We start from the raw sequence: 17,114 nt of genomic DNA, 5'->3' as shown, positions 1-17,114 counted from the left end.
CTATGCAAAAACCTAAATCAAACCAAGCCTCCGTCGGGTCGGTACAGTGCGAAAACACGACGCTTAACCTACTAAAAGTAAACGATTTTGTGGCCAAAGCTATCCGCGACCGACTGCCGAACATCTTGGTCATCAACGTTTGTTCGTCGCCTGGCAGTGGTAAAACCACCCTCATGCAAGAAACGGGCAAGCGGCTAAAAGGCAAGTTAAACATGGCCGTTTTGGTGGGTGACCCCGAAACCGAGCGCGATGCCATCCGTATGCGCGATGTGGGTATCAACGCCCTGCAAATTGTAACGGGCGGCATGTGCCACATTGAGGCGCAGATGATTTTTCAAGCCCTCGACCACATCGACCTCACAGGTACCGATGTGCTATTTATTGAAAACGTGGGCAATTTGGTTTGTCCAGCAGCTTTTGATTTGGGAGAAGATTATCGAGTGACGGTCTTAGCTTGTACCGAAGGCGACGATAAGCCAAAAAAATACCCTCGGATGTTTTTGACCAGCGAACTGCTCATCGTTTCCAAGTCTGATTTGTTGCCTTACGTTCCTTTCTCGGTGGAAGCGGTTACCAAAGACGCCCGCGACGTAAATCCTGACATCGAAGTACTTAGTATTTCGAGCTTGAAGGGCGACGGTATGGACGCCTGGTGCGATTGGTTGACCGAACGGGTCCATGCAAAAAAAGAAAAAACCTCCGAAAAAGTAATGTAAACAGTTATGTGGGTGGAGACTGCCGAAAATACAATCCAACAAGTTGTTTCTCAAAAGTCAGTTTCTTTTGAAAAAAAAACCTATTGTATTCGGCTCACGGGCATTGTGCAGGGCGTTGGATTTCGGCCATTTGTTTATCAACTAGCACATGAATGGGGGCTGACAGGAACAGTAAGCAACGGCCCCGAAGGCGTAAAAGTGGTTATTAATACCGACCAAAATACGGCAAACCGTTTTTTAGAAACCCTTTTGGCCAATACCCCGCCCCAAGCTTTGGTAGAAAAATATGAGTTAGAGTCGCTCCCTTTTTGTTTCTTTCAAACGTTCAAAATCATTGAAAGTCAAGCGGGTAAACTTGCAAATGGGCTCAAACTTACCCCCGATTTTGCGATGTGTTCTTCCTGCCGAGCGGAATTACATGATCCACAAAACCGTCGTTTTCGGTATCCATTCATTACCTGCACCCAATGCGGTCCGCGCTATTCCATTCAGCGGGCAGTTCCCTACGACCGTGCCCAAACGTCGATGCAGGTCTTTGAAATGTGTCCCACTTGTTTGGACGAATACAACGACCCAAATCATCGTCGTTTTTACTCCCAAACCAATTCTTGTCCCACCTGCGGCATTCAATTGGGCTGGTACACTTGCCACCAATCTACCGCCTATCCTTCCTCTTTTTTACACGATACCCATTGGATTTTAGACCGCGCCAATCGGGCATTGAAAGCGGGTAAAATTGTGGCAGTGAAGGGCATAGGAGGCTACCTTTTGCTTTGTGATGCCACCAACGAAAGGGCAGTGGCAACCCTTCGCGAACGAAAACATCGTCCTTCAAAACCCTTTGCGGTTCTTTATCCAACGCTAGAAATTTTACAACGAGAAGCAACCGTCAGTGTCCAAGAAGCCGACGCTTTGTTGAGTTCAGTTGCCCCCATTGTGTTGGTGCGTCCAAACGAAACCGCTTCCATTGCGCCGTCGGTCAATCCTGGCCTCACGCATTTGGGAGTTATGTCACCTTATGCTCCTTTGTTGGAACTACTGGCGCACGATTTTGGAAAACCGTTGGTGGCAACGAGCGGAAATCGGAGTGGAAGCCCTATTGTTTTTAAAGACGCTGACGCTTTGACCGAACTCAGTCAAGTCGCCGATTTCATCATAACGCACAACCGCGAAATTGTACTTCCCCAAGACGATTCGGTGTTGCGATTTTCGCCTTTTTATGCCAAAAAGATTATACTCCGTCGCAGTCGAGGGCTAACGGGAAGCGTGCCTGCCAATGGTCTGACTACAACTACGTCTGTTCAACTTTCGTTTGGCGCTTCTCAAAAAAGTACATTTACGCTACTTGCTGCCGACAACCTGCACACAAGCCAGTACCTTGGTGATTTGGAAGACTGGGAAACCCAAACGCACTTTAAACATACGCTCCAGCACCTTGTAAAGGTATTTGACGTAGAACCTAACCGTTTTTCAGCCGATGCCCACCAAGGTTATTTTTCTACCCAACTAGCGCACGAATGGGCAAAAGCGACGAAGTCAACCCTTCAAAAAATTCAACATCACGTTGCGCACTTTGCCGCTGTTTTGGCAGAGCACCGACTCACTTCTTCTCCTGAACCCATCGCAGGAATTGTTTGGGATGGCACGGGATTAGGCTCCGACGGGCACAGCTGGGGGGGCGAGTTTTTTTTGTATTTTCCTAAGCTTTCTCGTCCCTTGGGAGAAAACATCGAGCGAATAGCGCATTTTGAGTATTTCGACTCGTTGGCGGGGGATAAAATGGCAGTAGAACCGCATTTGTCGGCATTTTCATTGCTTTTTCCTGAAAAAGAAGAACTACTCAAGAACAAGTTTTCGGAGAAAGAACGTAGCTTTTACGCCAAACTTTTAGCCAAAAATACCCTAAAAACATCCTCCGTTGGAAGACTATTTGACGCCGTTGCTAGTTTGTTAATCGGCATTGATAAAACAAGCTACGAAGGAGAAGCCGCCCTCCAATTGGAGGAATTGGCCGAACGCTATTTTTTAAACCATGGACTCCTAGTCACGCAATACTATTCATTGAAAAATCTCAATTATCGGTTTATTTCTTCCAAAGAACTGCTAGAAGCAATAGCCGAAGATGTCCTCACGGGCGTTCCAGTAGATGAAATCGCGGCGAAATTTCATGTAACCCTCGTCAAAATTATAGAAAAATTTACCCAAGAAACAGGCGTTCAAAAAGTGGCTTTCAGCGGTGGTGTTTTCCAAAATGCGCTGTTGGTGGACCTTTGCATTGCGGTTTTGGGAGATACTCACGAGCTGTTTTTCCATCAACAATTTTCACCCAACGACGAATGTATTTCGTTTGGACAGACTGCGCTAACCCCTTAATTATCAACCACTCTCAACCTTACTTTTATGTGTTTAGCAATTCCTGGCAAAATAAAATCCATAGAATTCCAGTACGACGGAACAGTACGCATGGCCAAAGTGCTCTTTGGTGGCATCACCAAAGAAGCCAGTTTGGAAATGGTGCCCGATGCCAAAGAAGGCGATTATGTGTTGGTTCATGTGGGAGTGGCCATCAGCATCGTCGATGAAGAAGAGGCCCGAAAAACCTTCGCGTATTTGGAGGAAATCGGAGAAATTGATGAGCTGGTAGAATCTTCCCAATTGGACCGCCCTAACCCCCTCTAGTTCCCATGAAATACTTATCAGAATTTCGCGACCCCGAAGTAGTCGAACACTACCTCGAAGAACTGCACAAAGTAGCCACCCGCCCGTGGACAATTATGGAAATTTGCGGCGGTCAAACGCACAGTTTGGTCAAAAATGGCCTTTTAAACTTGCTGCCCAAACAAATCACCATGGTACACGGCCCAGGCTGCCCCGTGTGCGTGACTCCGCTAAACCTCATCGACAAGGCCGTTTACTTGGCCGAAGAAAAAGGAGTCATTTTATGTTCTTTTGGTGACATGATTCGCGTGCCAGGGTCGAGTCGTAGTTTGTTGGAAGCCAAAGCCAACGGTGCCGATGTTCGGATTTTGTACTCACCCTTGGAAGCAGTCAAAATTGCCCAAGAACACCCTCACCGCCAGGTCGTTTTCTTTGCCGTAGGGTTTGAAACTACCGCTCCTGCCAATGCGCTTTCGGTGCTCCATGCGCGTCGGTTAGGGCTGACCAATTATTCCATTTTAGCTTCTCATGTACTTGTTCCTCCCGCTATGGAGGCCGTTATCAACGACGGTGAGGCTCAGATTCAGGGCTTTTTGGCGGCAGGGCACGTTTGTACCATTATGGGATTGGAGGAATACGAACCCATTGTTCAAAAATACCACATCCCAATGGTAGTCACGGGGTTTGAACCTGTGGATTTGTTGCAAGGAATCTTGATGACGGTCAAACAACTCGAAAACGGCGAGGCCAAACTCGAGAACCAATACAGTCGCGTAGTGAAAGCCAACGGCAACCCCGAAGCAAGAAAAGTCATCGAACAAGTGTTTGAGGTCTCAGACCGCGAATGGCGCGGCATCGGAAACATCCCACTCAGTGGTTGGGAAGTCAACGCATCGTTGGCGGAATTTGATGCTAATCGAAAGTTTTCTATTTCCATCGCCAAAGCCTCCGAATGCGCCGATTGCATTGCGGGACAAGTCCTGAAAGGTATCAAAAAACCGTTTGAATGCTCGCAATTTGGCAAAGGCTGCACGCCCATCACGCCGCTGGGTGCCCCCATGGTATCGTCGGAAGGAGCCTGCGCTGCTTATTACCACTTTGCCGAAGCCGATGTCGTATAATTTTTGACTCATCACGTTTACAAATAAATGATAACACTCGATTGCCCCATGCCCCAACTTGACTTCGACGTCATTACGCTCGGTCACGGTAGCGGCGGGATACTGACCAACCAATTACTCGAATCAGGCGTATTTGATTTGCTCAAAAACCCATTGCTCGACGAACACCACGACGGTGCCATGTTTGAGTGGTCGGGGCGAACGGCATTTTCTACCGATAGCTACGTCATTTCACCCATTTTTTTTCCAGGAGGAAACATCGGCGAATTGGCCGTTAACGGAACAGTCAACGATTTGGCCATGTGCGGCGCGGTGCCTAAATACCTTTCGTTGAGCTTCATCTTAGAAGAAGGGCTTACAATGAAAGAGTTTTGGGAACTACTGGTCTCCATTCGTCGGGCTGCCGAAAAGGCGGGCGTGAGCATTGTAACGGGCGACACCAAAGTGGTAGAACGGGGCAAAGGAGATAAAATTTTCATCAATACCTCTGGCTTAGGCAATATCCACCCGCAAGCCCACATTTCTACTAAAAATGTACGGGCAGGTGATAAAATCATCGTAAGTGGGTCGATTGCCACGCACGGCATCGCCATCATGTCGGTGCGGGAAGGATTGGAGTTTGAAACAACCCTTACCAGCGATTCCGCCCCGTTGAACCATACTGTAAAAGCATTATTGGACGAATTTGGGACGGATATTCACTTGCTTAAAGACCCGACGCGCGGTGGCGTAGCATCTGTCCTTAACGAAGTAGCCCGCGATTCTCGCTTAGGCGTCAATCTTTTTCAGCAGCCGATACCCATCCTCGAAGAGGTACGCGGCGCTTGCGAATTGCTTGGCCTTGACCCACTTTACGTGGCTAACGAAGGGGTTTTTATGGCTTTTGTTCCTGCTGAAAAAGCCGAAGAAATTGTGCAAAAACTTCGGACGTTGGAATATGGCCAAGATGCTGCCATCATTGGTGATGTAACCACCGAACACCCCAAACAAGTAGTGCTTCACAGCCGAATTGGGGGAAAACGGGTGGTAAATATGTTGGTGGGAGAACAACTTCCCCGCATTTGTTAACCTTTAAACCTTTCTCCAAACCTTATAGGTTTTAAAAACCTATAAGGTTTCTAACGAAAATGAACTTAAACATAGACATCACCAACGCCCCACCCTCCCCACTTTCCACTTCCAGTGCTCGCACTACTTATGCGGCATCTTTGGCAGGGAAAGCGCCGATGGTCGAAAAAGTAACCATTTTTCGGGGAGATGAAGGGAATCCTTTATTAGCGCCACGCGGTGTGTGGGCCGTTGGAAACCGTCTGCTAGTGGCAGATACGGGTCAAAATCGGCTATTTTGTTGGAACAAGTTGCCAGAGACGGAATTTGCAGTACCCGACCTCGTTTTGGGACAGCTCGAAACGTCGCACAGTGGACGAAACGCGGGTAGTGTTGTCCATGCAGGCTCATTGCAGTATCCCTCGGGAATTTGGTCAGACGGACAGCGGTTGGTAGTTGCCGACGCGTGGAATCACCGAATACTCATTTGGAATCAATTCCCAAGTCAAAATGGGCAAAACGCCGATGTGGTTATTGGACAACCTGATTTTGAAAGCAACTTACCTAACCTTCGAGGCGTTGGAGCTACACCTTCGGCTCAGTCGCTGTATTGGCCATACGGTGTTTTTTCGGACGGGCAACGGCTGTGGATTTGCGACACGGGCAATCGTCGTGTTTTGTTTTATGAGGCGTTTCCCACCCAAAACTTCACCGCCGCCGATGCCGTCATTGGAAAACCTGATTTTACAGAACGCGACTACGAAAACCACGAACCAATTTGGCCCTATTCCGTCCGAGTCAATGCCGAAGGAGTACTATCGATTGCCGATACGCAATATTACCGAAACCTCGTTTGGCACCATTGGCAAGACGCCTTTACCCAGCCCGCTGACGTCATCATCGGCCAGCCCGATTTTGACGCGAATGGAATGAATCAATTCAGTTTGTTTCCCCAACAAAACTCCATGAGCTGGACCTACGACGCCTTTTTTTACCAAAATGGGTTGTTTGTTGCTGATACGGGAAATAGCCGTTTGCTTTGGTTTGACCGCATTCCTACCGAAAACAACGCCTTGGCCGACAACCTCATTGGTCATGATAATTTTAGAACTGGCAGCGAAAATAGCAATACCCGCTTTGGCACCGACAAGCAATTGTACTGGCCATTTTCGCTTTGTGCCGTAGAGCGTTGTTTGGTGGTAGCCGATACGGGCAATCACCGCGTGCTTTTGTATCAAATTACCACTCCTTAACCAGTCACTTACATGGAACTCGCCCCTTTGTTTTTCGCCGTTGTCGTCGGGTTTTCTCATTGTTTTGAAGCCGACCACCTGGTGGCGGTCAGTAGCATTGTCACCCGCAGAGACTCCACCTCAGCCGCGCTCAAAGACGGAGCGTTTTGGGGGCTTGGTCATACGTCTACGATACTACTGGTGGCATTGGTGTATATGCTTGGCAAATTTGTACTTTCCGAAGCCATTTTCCAGTACTTTGAAGCAGGGGTAGGTCTAATGCTCATCGTGTTAGGCATTCACCGAATTGTAAAATTAAAATCCGAACTCCATCACCCTCACCTCCACGAACCTGCTTACGGATTGGCCTACGGCGTGGGGCTTATGCACGGCTTGGCAGGAAGTGGCGGGCTGTTGATTTCAGTACTAACTCAAATCAAAGAACCAAGTCATGCTTTTCTGTACTTGTTGTTGTTTGGCCTCGGTTCTGTCGCAGGTATGATGGTAGCGGCGGGGGCTTTTAGTCTGCCTTTTTCGAGTAAATTGTTCCAAAATCGCCACCTCTTGCGTGGGTTAACACTGGTTTCAGCCGCTTTGTGTGTGGGTTTAGGGGTAAAAATTGTTTTGGAGAATGTTTGAATTTTGCGTCGGAGACGCTGTACCATTTTTGCCCCAAATGATAGTTTGGGGCAAGCGATAGAGTTTTTGCATCAGAGACGCAATGCCATTTTGCCCCAAATGATAGTTTGAGGCAAGCGATAGAGTTTTGCGTCGGAGACGCTGTACCATTTTTGCCCCAAATGATAGTTTGGGGCAAGCGATAGAGATTTTGCGTCAGAGACGCAATGCCATTTTGCCCCAAATGATAGTTTGGGGCAAGCGATAGCAAGTAATGTAAAATCACTATGAACTACAACGAAGCTGATTTTGTCCAATACGCCCTCCAGCAAATGGAGATTCCGATACTTAACCGTAACGACAAATACTTTGACCTAGCAGGAGGCTTTTCGTTGGAAGTCGAAGGCCGAGATTTGTACCGCCTTTCGTTTGAGCAATGGGTCATTTCTCCCTTCGACGACATAGGTACGCTCTGCCAGTTTATTAAAACCAACCTCACACCCACCACGAATGAATAAATACGAAGTTTTTGTGATAGCCATGGCCGAAAGTGAGTCGCAACGTGGTCATTACGTCCTTATTTTAGAAGAGCCCATTTCTAAACGACGTATTCCAATTATTGTTGGGACAAATGAAGCGCAAGCCATCGCCATACATTTAGAGGGACTTCAACCTTCGCGCCCCCTTACCCATGATTTATGCCAAACGATTATTCAAAAGTTAGGCGCTAAAGCCAAAGAGGTCTGCATTTACCAAATTCAACAAGATATTTTTTATGCCAAACTATTACTACAAGGGCCAAAGGAGATACTAGAAATCGAAAGCCGCCCTTCAGACGCCATCGCCTTAGCAGTACGGATGCACTGCCCGTTGTACGTAAGTGATCAGGTGTTGGAAGAAGCAGGGTATTTGTTGGATGAAAAAGGCCGTGAGAAAAAATCCTATGCCGAATATACGTTGGAAGAGCTAGAAGAATTGTTGTCAAAAGTGATTGCCAAAGAAGACTACGAAAGCGCCGCCCGCTTGCGCATTGCCATCGAAAAGCGCAAACAAGCATAAAATTTTCTACTTATACAATAAAAATGTCAAAAAAATATTAAAATTTTACTATTTTTGTCTTGATTTAAGCAGAACCTTTTCCCGTCATTTAGGGTTAGAAAATAAAGGGTTTCTACCGTTGCTCTTTTTATCACGCCACGTTTCCAATCACAATCATTTTGAAGAAAGTATTTAAAATAATTGCATTTGCGAGTATATCGACCCTGTATTGCTTTATCATAAGCTTATACAGCACAAATGCATTTATCCACTATGATACTTTTCAGAAACATTTCGAAGCAAAAAGCAACAACCCTAATTCATTAATCCTTTCTCATTTGCTGTTTCATCTTCAGCAAGGAGAAATTCCCATACCACCTGCCAATCACAATCTCTCCCCAAATTTAGCAAATGATTTTCAAGAGCGCGCCTCTTTCTTTCCTATAGCTGCTTGTTCGGAATTCATTCAATACTGTCTCCATTCTAAAAACCAGATTGTCAGTTTACAATCCACTGACATCATCTTCCCCTTTCATTATTTCTGGTAATGAGTGCTTCTATTTAATGGCTTATTTTTTTAAGATTTGGTGCTAACCTACCAAATCAAGTTTCTCATTTATTGCTAAACTAAAAAAACTTAAACATGGATTTAGGAGCATTAGTGGTGAGTGTTGTGCTCATCCTTATCTGTAGCATTCCGTTTGTTTGGATAAGTCGAAACAAGCGTATGAAAGCTCAAAAATTAACTCAAAAATTGTCGGATCTTGCCCAATCACACGGCAGTGATATTGCTCAATATGACCTTTGGAACAATACCGCTATTGGGATTGATAGCACGGGTAGCAAAGTATTTTTTACAAGACAAATACACCAAGAAGAACATTCTCAAGTTGTAAATCTTGCTTTGGTACAAAAATGTAGCATTCTCAACACGAGCAAAACCAGTAAGATTGACAAATTAGATTTGGTCTTAAAGCCCAAAAATCATGGTGCTGAGGATGTCACTTTGGAGTTTTATAATGTAGCTCAAGACAACCCTATTCTCAACGGGCAATTACAGCTTATTGAAAAATGGTTTATGATTCTAAATACCAAAGTGCGTAATCATCCTAAAGCTCTTTCTTAGTTAGTTTTTAATCAAATGTACTGGAGCAGTGCTTCGGTACATTTCCATTTCTAAAAACCCCACAACAGCATCCATGAATTCATTTTTAGCCAAAATTATCACCCAGACTATCTTACGTCCTAAAGAGGCTTTTTCTTCACAACAGCCCTATTCGGCTTTTAGATTGGCAAAGGCATTTAGAGCCTTAAAAATCAACGTTGTGCGCTCTTTCAAAGACCTTATTTTGGTATCGGCGGGTATTGCCTCCGCCGCTTTTGGTCTAGAGAGCTTCTTGATTCCCAATAGTTTTATCGATGGTGGTGCCACGGGTATTTCACTCCTTATCAATACCATCACAGGTATTCCGCTGTATGCCTTGTTGATTCTTGTCAACCTGCCCTTTGTCTTTATGGCGTACATCGTCATCAATCGTCAATTTGCTTTCAAAACGGCCCTTGCCATTACTGGCTTGGCCATATGCGTAGCCACGGTTCATTTTCCCGAAATCACCAAAGACCCGCTGCTAGTGGCTGTTTTTGGAGGTTTCTTTTTAGGAGCAGGTATTGGGCTTTCGATAAGAGGTGGTGCGGTCATCGACGGTACCGAAGTATTGGCAATCTTTCTAAGTCGAAAATTCAGCACCACCATCGGCGATATCATCATCATGGTCAATATCGTTATCTTTTCGGCGGCGGCCTATTTTCTTTCGGTCGAAACAGCCCTCTATTCAATGATTACCTATTTGGCGGCTTCCAAAACCCTCGATTTTGTAATAGAAGGAATAGATGAATACATGGGAGTGACTATTATCTCTCTTCATAGCGACGAAATCAGGCAGATGATTATCAACGAAATGGGACGAGGAGTCACGGTTTATAAAGGCAAAAAAGGCTATGGCCGCAATGGTGAAACCAAAGAGTTTGATATTATCTACACCGTACTTACCCGCCTAGAGCTCAGCAAACTCAACACCGAAATCCAGACTATCGACCCTCATGCTTTTGTAGTAATGAGCAGCGTCAAAGATACGAAAGGGGGAATGGTCAAAAAGCGGGCATTGAATCACTAGAAATCACTCCAAACCCCTGATTGGCTCTTTTTATAGGGTTTGATCAGGGGTTTATTATCCATACTAAGAATAGTAGTTACTCAATAATCTCTCAGAGCTAGCGAATGTAGGAAAGTAGGAGATAAAGTGTTTTACAACATCAAAGTTGTAGCATCATATGAGTAGGGCGAATAATAACATTTCTTAATACGATTGGTATTAAAACACTATACACATATGACTGAATATCAAACGCCCAAAGACCGCAAGTATACAAATACGTTGATTAACTCCGCCCCGAAAGAAGCAGAAGCATTTTTGAATCTAAAACATATTGCAGAGCGAAACGACGGTATCATTCCTGTCAAATACAGAGAGCTCATTTCAGTGGCAGTTGCACTGACCACCCAATGTTCTTATTGTATAGAAGCTCATATCAAAAATGCGGTGGATGCGGGTGCAACTAGGGAGGAAATTGGAGAAACAGTATTTATTGCAGCTGCGCTTCGTGCAGGTGGTGCCGTAGGAAATGGACTCTTTGCAATGCGTCTTTTTGAAGAAGAAGTTGAAAAAAATAAGTAGCCACTTTTTGGTAGTTAATATTAATCCAGTTTGTTAGATATTGAACTAAGGCCACTGGAGTTCATCTAGGAATCTCATGCGACTCTTTTGGGGTTTTTACTTTTGGGATACATTAACATTTATCAAACAAAAAAGCTTATTTATTAAGGGAATTTATAACTAGTACCTTACTTATTTTGTTCTATTCCTTCCCACTTTTTTAAACTGATTATCCCAACAACTCTATGAGATGTTGGCTTAGTTTGTTTTTGTCTTACAAAACCTCTTTGCCAGTTTTGATAGCATTTTTCCCAAACCTTCAGCTGAAGCTACGTTTTTGCAACCCCAAAATGATAGCAAAATGGGCGATTTTGGGCTAAAAATGCTATGTCTTTTTAGTTGTTACCCAGTGTGGGGAAAAATTTGCATATCATCCTATGAAATTATTAGGTACATTTTATGGAAAGTGGGTATATTTGGGGTATAGGTGACAGGAGAAGTCTATATTTTGTTGCAAGCAATATTAAAAATCAGAGTAACAATGAGAATTATGTTTAGGATATTATTTTTAGTGCTAATCGTATTAGCCAATACTGACTTTTCTTATGCACAAACATATACTACAACATCAAAAAGTTGTGGCAAGTGCGGCAAGAGTGTATCTGCAAACTCAAAAATTGGTGACAGATGCCCCCATTGCGGAGTAATTTGGGGACGAGAAAATACATCTACTTCGACGTATTCGTCACCTAAGTACTCTACTTCTTCTAACTATTTGAATGCACCAAACAGTTCGACAAAAAAAAGTGCAGTACAAAAGCAAATTAAAGACGAAGAAGAGGTCGATAATAGTACTGCCTCAAAATCAGAAACTGAGAGCTGGATTTTAGAAAAATTGAAATCGAATACGCCTCAAAAGTATTATGACAATACTGGCTCAATTAATGGTTTTTACTCAAGTTTGGCCTCATCAGGCTGGTACAATATGAACTATTACTATTCATTTTATTCTTATAATTTAATTGTCCAGTATGAACAAGAGCGGGACAAAATAGTAACTAGATATAAAGTTGTAATACCAATATATGATATTGATAGAGTTTATGATTATAAGGGGGACTTTTGGATAACCACTAAAAAGCAAACAATTGTGGAATATAACCTGTCAGATAATACTAAAAGAGTAAAAGATGCATTTACAACCGACTTTAACGTCTATTCTGAAACTGACCTTTGTAAAAGATTACATAAGGCTTTTTTGCACCTTAAAAAATTTTATAAAAAACCAGTTTCAACAGAACCATTCTAAAATACTGCTTGCAACATCGGTTTGGCAATATGGCGGCTTAAGTGCTTCTATGGAACATTTGTGCTAAAAATCCGCCACATAGCCAAGCCATAAACCGTTAGCTACAACTGCAAAACGACAACCATATGAACAGAGATAAACTTTATTTAGTAGGAGATTACGTTCGCTATGAAGGCGACATGAGTATATTAGCTGAACCATTGAGTAGCCCAGACATTGGAAGAATTGAAGAATTTCGCGACTTTTTCGATAAGGAAAGAATTTACTTATATCTCTTGAATAAGAAACAGCATATTTGGTGTGATTATGACAAAATAAGACCAATTTATACAAGTAAAAAGATACTTGAATCAATTGGTTTTAACGAAACCGAAAACAACAATCGTAAAAAGTATTCACTTCACAACATTTGTGTTTCTGAATGTGCAATTAATATTTTTGACAAAAGACATTTAATATTTTCAGGTTTCTGTGCGACTGACTTTACTAATGGCATTCCCAACCTTGAAAAATACATATGCGATAATGAATTTGACTTAAAAATATTTTACGAAGACTATCCTTATGTTCAAAACGTTAATGACTTATTGCTGTATTTAAAAAATAATGAAATAGAAGTTGACTCAGAAAAAGCAGTATGCAGCTAACATTGCATTGGCGTTATCAGTAACCCTATGACGACAGTGCAAACATTAAACGATAGTGATAAAATGAACGTTAGAGCAATTTTGACAATGCCATTTGGCTATCCTACGCAAAAGCAAAAGAGAAGCAATGCCACCCACAAGCCAACGCAAGTTGCTTCACATTTGCTATTGACCCACCGCATAAATACATTGAAAAAGAGAGAACTCAAAATTTGCAAAAACTTATTACTGCAATGTCCGAGAGATATAAAGACAATCAGGAACATCAAATTATTTTCAGCACTTCAATGATTGCGGACGAACTTGAAGGAACTGTTTATTGTGTAGGAGATTATTATGACCAAAACCACAGAACACTACATGTTTAACCAGTCCATTAGCTTTTATAATCATGAATTTGCAAGCACATTTATTTTTTTGCTGACACACAAGGCAACACTAAAAAAATAAAAAGAGTCTGCAAGCCACCGCACCCAGACCGTGCACAAATTCAGTGCAATATTGACTAGGAATCACTTCGAACGGACAGAAGGGCAGCTGATAACAGGCGTTTGGCTCAATGGCGGGTGCAGTGGTTAATTGAACATTCTACCTCACATCCATCCCGATAACCATAGGGATGGTGTATTGACAGTTTTGTGCTCCGAAATCCGCCACTGCGCCAGAACCGTTAGCGATAACCATATATATAGTTAATTTGATAGCAAATTTTAAGGTCGATTTGTAAAGCTTGCATTCCTGGGCAACGATTTTGCTATCAAATTAAAGTGGCCATTGAATGCATCACAACAGGAGCCGCAAAAAGACCGCTTTAATTTGATAGCAAAATGCACATTTCGACCTTAAATCAAACCCGCTTGCTTAAAAGCATGGATTAACGTATCCACAAACACAATCGTGTAACTTTCCTCCGTCTGTTTGATTGTCGAGTGTCCCATTGAGTCCCGAATTACCTCCATTCGTAGACCTTTGTTGAGCAAATACGAACCAAACGTCTTACGAAGATTCTTCACCGACATTTCCGTATTTACTCCTATCGTCCCTAGTATGTGCTTTAGGTTCTTTAGAAGCGTCGCGTACTTCAGATAAGGAAGAAAGCCGTTATACTTGTCCAAAATCGCTTTGGCAGGGACTAACAAAGGAATGTAGGTATCGTCAGGAATAGAACCTCCTCGAAACAGCTTCGTCCGTTTCATCGTGATGAGTTTTACCCCCTTCAATTCAACAATATCCTTACTGCTGTCAAAATCTACGTAATCGCAATAATCTAAGCCTGTAAAAGCCAAAAACACCATTACATCCGCCGTTTGCTGCAAAAAAATATCTTGTGAACGGTAGCTTACAAGCCGTTCTAACTGCTCAAAAGTCAAGGGATTCGCTTTCTTGGGCTTTGTGCGAGGACAGGGGACATCAAAAATAGGATTCGAGTCACTATCGCCCACTTGTTTGGATAACGCAAATGACTTCTTCAAATAACTCACATAGCGGCTTACGTGGTCTTGACCAAACCCTTTGCTGTATAAGAAGCGGCGGTATTTTTCGGCCATTGGGTGCGTAAACTGTACAACCTCTACCGCTTCCCATTTCTCCTTTCTCAAAAACTCCACTAGATATTCATAGCATTTATCATACTTATCCAAAGTCTTTTGCTTGAGTCTGGGGGCTGTAGGGTCGGTGGGATTCTTTAATTCTTCCAAAAGGTATTCAAAGGACTTTGTGACCGTAATACGCTTTTCTTTCTTGCCCACATAAACATCCACTAAATACTGAGGCGTTACAAAATCTTTGACCAGACACAGTTCTTGGTGTAACTTATCCAACCCTGCTTTGATGCTACTCAAACGCCTGTTTTGGGATTGTACTTCTTCGGACGAACCTATTATTTTTTGTTGGACTCCACTCCATTTGTTGCCCATTACCGATATACCCGTTGAGCGAGGAGAAGAATAAATACCGTCAATGTTGACTACAAATTGAACCGAAGCGGGCAGGTTGTAATCTGGCTGTTTGTTTTTACGAGTGTAGCGTAATTTGAAATGAACATCAAACATGATTCTTTTTTCATGATTTACTTTTGATTTGAGGTGAAACAATGCGAGGGCAGACGCGCCTCAAATCAAGGACGCAAGTTGAGGCAGAAGGACACCTAAAAAAGCGATGATTTTTATCATTAGAAATTAACTAAATGATAGTAATAGCCACCGCAAAAGAAGCTCTAAAATGATGTACCTATCAAAAAAAACGATGTACCTAAATATGTACCTAGAGACAACGTCTTGAAAGGTAGGGTATAAACGCAAAAAACCGCGTAAAAACGCGGTTTTCAGCTTAAAATCAACTTTGTAGCTCCCGAACCTTGATGAATCATGGCACTAAAACAAAAGAATCGTCAGCGAATGAGTTATAGAAAGGGAAGCCATTCACATTTTCAAGGAGGCAAGATGTCATTAGAAGTACAGGGCTTTTTGCGTTTACCCCAAGTGCTCCAACTCATTCCCGTCAGCAAAGCTACTTGGTGGAACGGTTGTAAATCGGGACGGTTTCCCAAACCTTATAAATTAGCACCTCGTATCACTGCTTGGAAAGTGAGTGAGATTCAACAATGTTTGCAGCAATTCAAGCCTTCGTCCTCCGACTAGATACCTCAATTGTTTATGCGGTCTTTTTGAGGGTGTCGATGTAGTCGGCCCATTCTTGCATCATTTTTGTGCGTTCCGACAAAAATTGAGCACGGTCGTAGGCTTTGTCAATTTTACTCTTGGGCTGATGCGACAGTTGTCGGTCCACCACTTCGTGGCGATACTGTAACTTTTCTTTGATCGTGCTCATCGCCAATGCTCGGAAACCATGTCCAGTCATCGTTTTATGATAACCTAAACGGGACAATGCCTTCAAAATAGTATTGTTGCTCATGGGTTGGTTCTTACGAAAAGCACTGGGTAAAATGTACCCTTCATCCCCATACAATTCCTTGAGTTCTTCCAATAAAGCTATCACCTGCTCCGAAAGTGGGACCAGATGCGTAATCCGCATTTTCATGCGTTCGGCGGGAATCACCCATATTTTCTTCCCTATGTCAAACTCATCCCAAGTGGCATTGATTAACTCACTCGTACGCACAAAGGTCAATAACATCATTTTGAGGGCGATAATGGTTTGTTTAAACAAACGAGCATCGTTCTTCTCTATAGCCTTCAATAAAGCGGGTAATTGTTCGGCGTCAATGGCCGCAAAATGCCCTTTTTTGTACTTTTTGAGGGCTCCTTTCAAATCAACGGTAATGTCGCGCTCGGCCCGACCCGTGATGACGGCATAACGAATAATTTGCCCCATCATCTGTAAGACGCGGTGGGCTAAATCGTATTTTTTACGGTCTTCCACTTTCTGGATACAAGCCAGTAGGTGTTGGACACTCAAAGTGGCAATGGGTTGCTGACCGATGAAAGGAAAGACGTTTTGTTTGAGCCGACTTAAAATGTGGGTAGCATAACTGGGTGCCCAGTTTTCTTGGTGAGTGGCATGCCATTCCAGAGCCACCACTTCGACCGTTTGGGTGCCTTGGAAGCGAGCCAAGGCTTTTTGATCTCGTTTTTGCTGGGCGGGATCAATGCCCTGAAACAGTGCTTCTTTGGCAATGTCTCGTTTTTCGCGGGCACTGACCAACGAAACCGTGAGATAAGGCCCGATAGTCAGCAGCTTTTCTTTGCCCAAAAAACGGTATTTGAGTCGCCAGACCCGAAGACCGGTTGCTAGGACATCTAAATACAATCCCCCAGAATCGGCTAATCGATACGCTTTCTCTTTTGGTTTGGCATGACGGCAGTCCAAATCAGAAAGAGCCATTTGTCCCCCAGTGGGGGTATTTTGAAAAGGGTATCGAAAAATACCCCCATTCATACCCCCCGTTTTGTTAGATTTCTTTAGATGCTAATCGTTGTGATTAGACAATCTTATTGCAAAAAGTGTTGTATTTCAAGGGATTTTTAGACGATTTAAGGTGTCATTAGACAAGTC

The 17,114-nt window shown here is 43.4% G+C and carries 18 protein-coding genes; 16 read left to right on the top strand and 2 right to left on the bottom strand.

Features of this window, described 5'->3' with window-relative positions:
• Window positions 1-2 precede the first annotated feature (2 nt).
• The 15 genes from hypB (at window position 3) to P1X15_RS21460 (ending at window position 13,468) form a co-directional block, all read left to right on the top strand.
• Window positions 3-716: a hydrogenase nickel incorporation protein HypB gene (hypB, locus tag P1X15_RS21530; RefSeq protein ID WP_277340206.1), complete on the top strand. Its 714-nt coding sequence runs from the start codon at window positions 3-5 to the stop codon at window positions 714-716.
• Window positions 717-722: 6 nt separating this feature from the next.
• Window positions 723-3,089, top strand: a complete 2,367-nt coding sequence (gene hypF, locus P1X15_RS21525) for a carbamoyltransferase HypF (protein ID WP_277340205.1) — start codon at window positions 723-725, stop codon at window positions 3,087-3,089.
• 27 nt (window positions 3,090-3,116) lie between these two features.
• Entirely contained in the window at window positions 3,117-3,395 is a 279-nt protein-coding gene (locus P1X15_RS21520) for a HypC/HybG/HupF family hydrogenase formation chaperone (protein ID WP_183979207.1), read from the top strand.
• Between the two features lie 5 nt (window positions 3,396-3,400).
• A complete protein-coding gene (hypD, locus tag P1X15_RS21515; RefSeq protein ID WP_183979209.1) occupies window positions 3,401-4,495 on the top strand; it encodes a hydrogenase formation protein HypD in 1,095 nt (364 codons plus the stop codon).
• Window positions 4,496-4,522: 27 nt separating this feature from the next.
• The gene (gene hypE, locus P1X15_RS21510) at window positions 4,523-5,563 is read left to right on the top strand and encodes a hydrogenase expression/formation protein HypE (protein WP_277340204.1); all 1,041 of its coding nucleotides are present in this window, start codon (window positions 4,523-4,525) and stop codon (window positions 5,561-5,563) included.
• A 59-nt stretch (window positions 5,564-5,622) separates the two neighbouring features.
• Window positions 5,623-6,795: a hypothetical protein gene (locus P1X15_RS21505; protein ID WP_277340203.1), complete on the top strand. Its 1,173-nt coding sequence runs from the start codon at window positions 5,623-5,625 to the stop codon at window positions 6,793-6,795.
• Between the two features lie 12 nt (window positions 6,796-6,807).
• A complete protein-coding gene (locus P1X15_RS21500) occupies window positions 6,808-7,413 on the top strand; it encodes an urease accessory protein (protein WP_277340202.1) in 606 nt (201 codons plus the stop codon).
• 266 nt (window positions 7,414-7,679) lie between these two features.
• Window positions 7,680-7,910 carry a hypothetical protein gene (locus P1X15_RS21495; RefSeq protein WP_277340201.1) on the top strand — a complete coding sequence of 77 codons (231 nt, stop codon included), beginning with the start codon at window positions 7,680-7,682 and terminating at the stop codon, window positions 7,908-7,910.
• Window positions 7,903-8,451: a bifunctional nuclease family protein gene (locus P1X15_RS21490; RefSeq protein ID WP_277340200.1), complete on the top strand. Its 549-nt coding sequence runs from the start codon at window positions 7,903-7,905 to the stop codon at window positions 8,449-8,451. The genes P1X15_RS21495 and P1X15_RS21490 overlap by 8 nt, the downstream gene beginning before the upstream one ends.
• A gap of 622 nt (window positions 8,452-9,073) precedes the next feature.
• Window positions 9,074-9,556 (top strand): hypothetical protein, encoded by a 483-nt coding sequence (locus tag P1X15_RS21485; RefSeq protein ID WP_277340199.1) that lies wholly within the window; start codon window positions 9,074-9,076, stop codon window positions 9,554-9,556.
• Between the two features lie 73 nt (window positions 9,557-9,629).
• A complete protein-coding gene (locus tag P1X15_RS21480) occupies window positions 9,630-10,604 on the top strand; it encodes a YitT family protein (RefSeq protein ID WP_277340198.1) in 975 nt (324 codons plus the stop codon).
• Window positions 10,605-10,820: 216 nt separating this feature from the next.
• Window positions 10,821-11,165, top strand: coding sequence for a carboxymuconolactone decarboxylase family protein (locus P1X15_RS21475; RefSeq protein WP_277340197.1), 345 nt, complete (start codon window positions 10,821-10,823; stop codon window positions 11,163-11,165).
• A 466-nt stretch (window positions 11,166-11,631) separates the two neighbouring features.
• Window positions 11,632-12,453: a hypothetical protein gene (locus P1X15_RS21470; RefSeq protein WP_277340196.1), complete on the top strand. Its 822-nt coding sequence runs from the start codon at window positions 11,632-11,634 to the stop codon at window positions 12,451-12,453.
• A 125-nt stretch (window positions 12,454-12,578) separates the two neighbouring features.
• Window positions 12,579-13,100 carry a hypothetical protein gene (locus P1X15_RS21465; protein WP_277340195.1) on the top strand — a complete coding sequence of 174 codons (522 nt, stop codon included), beginning with the start codon at window positions 12,579-12,581 and terminating at the stop codon, window positions 13,098-13,100.
• Window positions 13,101-13,333: 233 nt separating this feature from the next.
• Window positions 13,334-13,468: a hypothetical protein gene (locus P1X15_RS21460; protein WP_277340194.1), complete on the top strand. Its 135-nt coding sequence runs from the start codon at window positions 13,334-13,336 to the stop codon at window positions 13,466-13,468.
• Window positions 13,469-13,942: 474 nt separating this feature from the next.
• Here the strand turns inward: P1X15_RS21460 and P1X15_RS21455 are convergent, their stop codons facing one another.
• Entirely contained in the window at window positions 13,943-15,151 is a 1,209-nt protein-coding gene (locus tag P1X15_RS21455; protein ID WP_277340193.1) for a tyrosine-type recombinase/integrase, read from the bottom strand.
• A 315-nt stretch (window positions 15,152-15,466) separates the two neighbouring features.
• Here P1X15_RS21455 and P1X15_RS21450 point away from each other — a divergent pair, with 315 nt between their 5' ends.
• A complete protein-coding gene (locus P1X15_RS21450; RefSeq protein ID WP_277340192.1) occupies window positions 15,467-15,739 on the top strand; it encodes an AlpA family transcriptional regulator in 273 nt (90 codons plus the stop codon).
• A gap of 13 nt (window positions 15,740-15,752) precedes the next feature.
• Here P1X15_RS21450 and P1X15_RS21445 read toward each other — a convergent pair whose 3' ends face one another.
• Window positions 15,753-16,997: a phage integrase central domain-containing protein gene (locus P1X15_RS21445; RefSeq protein ID WP_277340191.1), complete on the bottom strand. Its 1,245-nt coding sequence runs from the start codon at window positions 16,995-16,997 to the stop codon at window positions 15,753-15,755.
• Between the last annotated feature and the right edge of the window lie 117 nt (window positions 16,998-17,114).

Origin of the sequence: Runella sp. MFBS21 (assembly GCF_029433105.1) — a bacterium.
Taxonomy (GTDB): domain Bacteria; phylum Bacteroidota; class Bacteroidia; order Cytophagales; family Spirosomataceae; genus Runella.
This window is presented reverse-complemented; position numbering and strand designations above follow the sequence as displayed.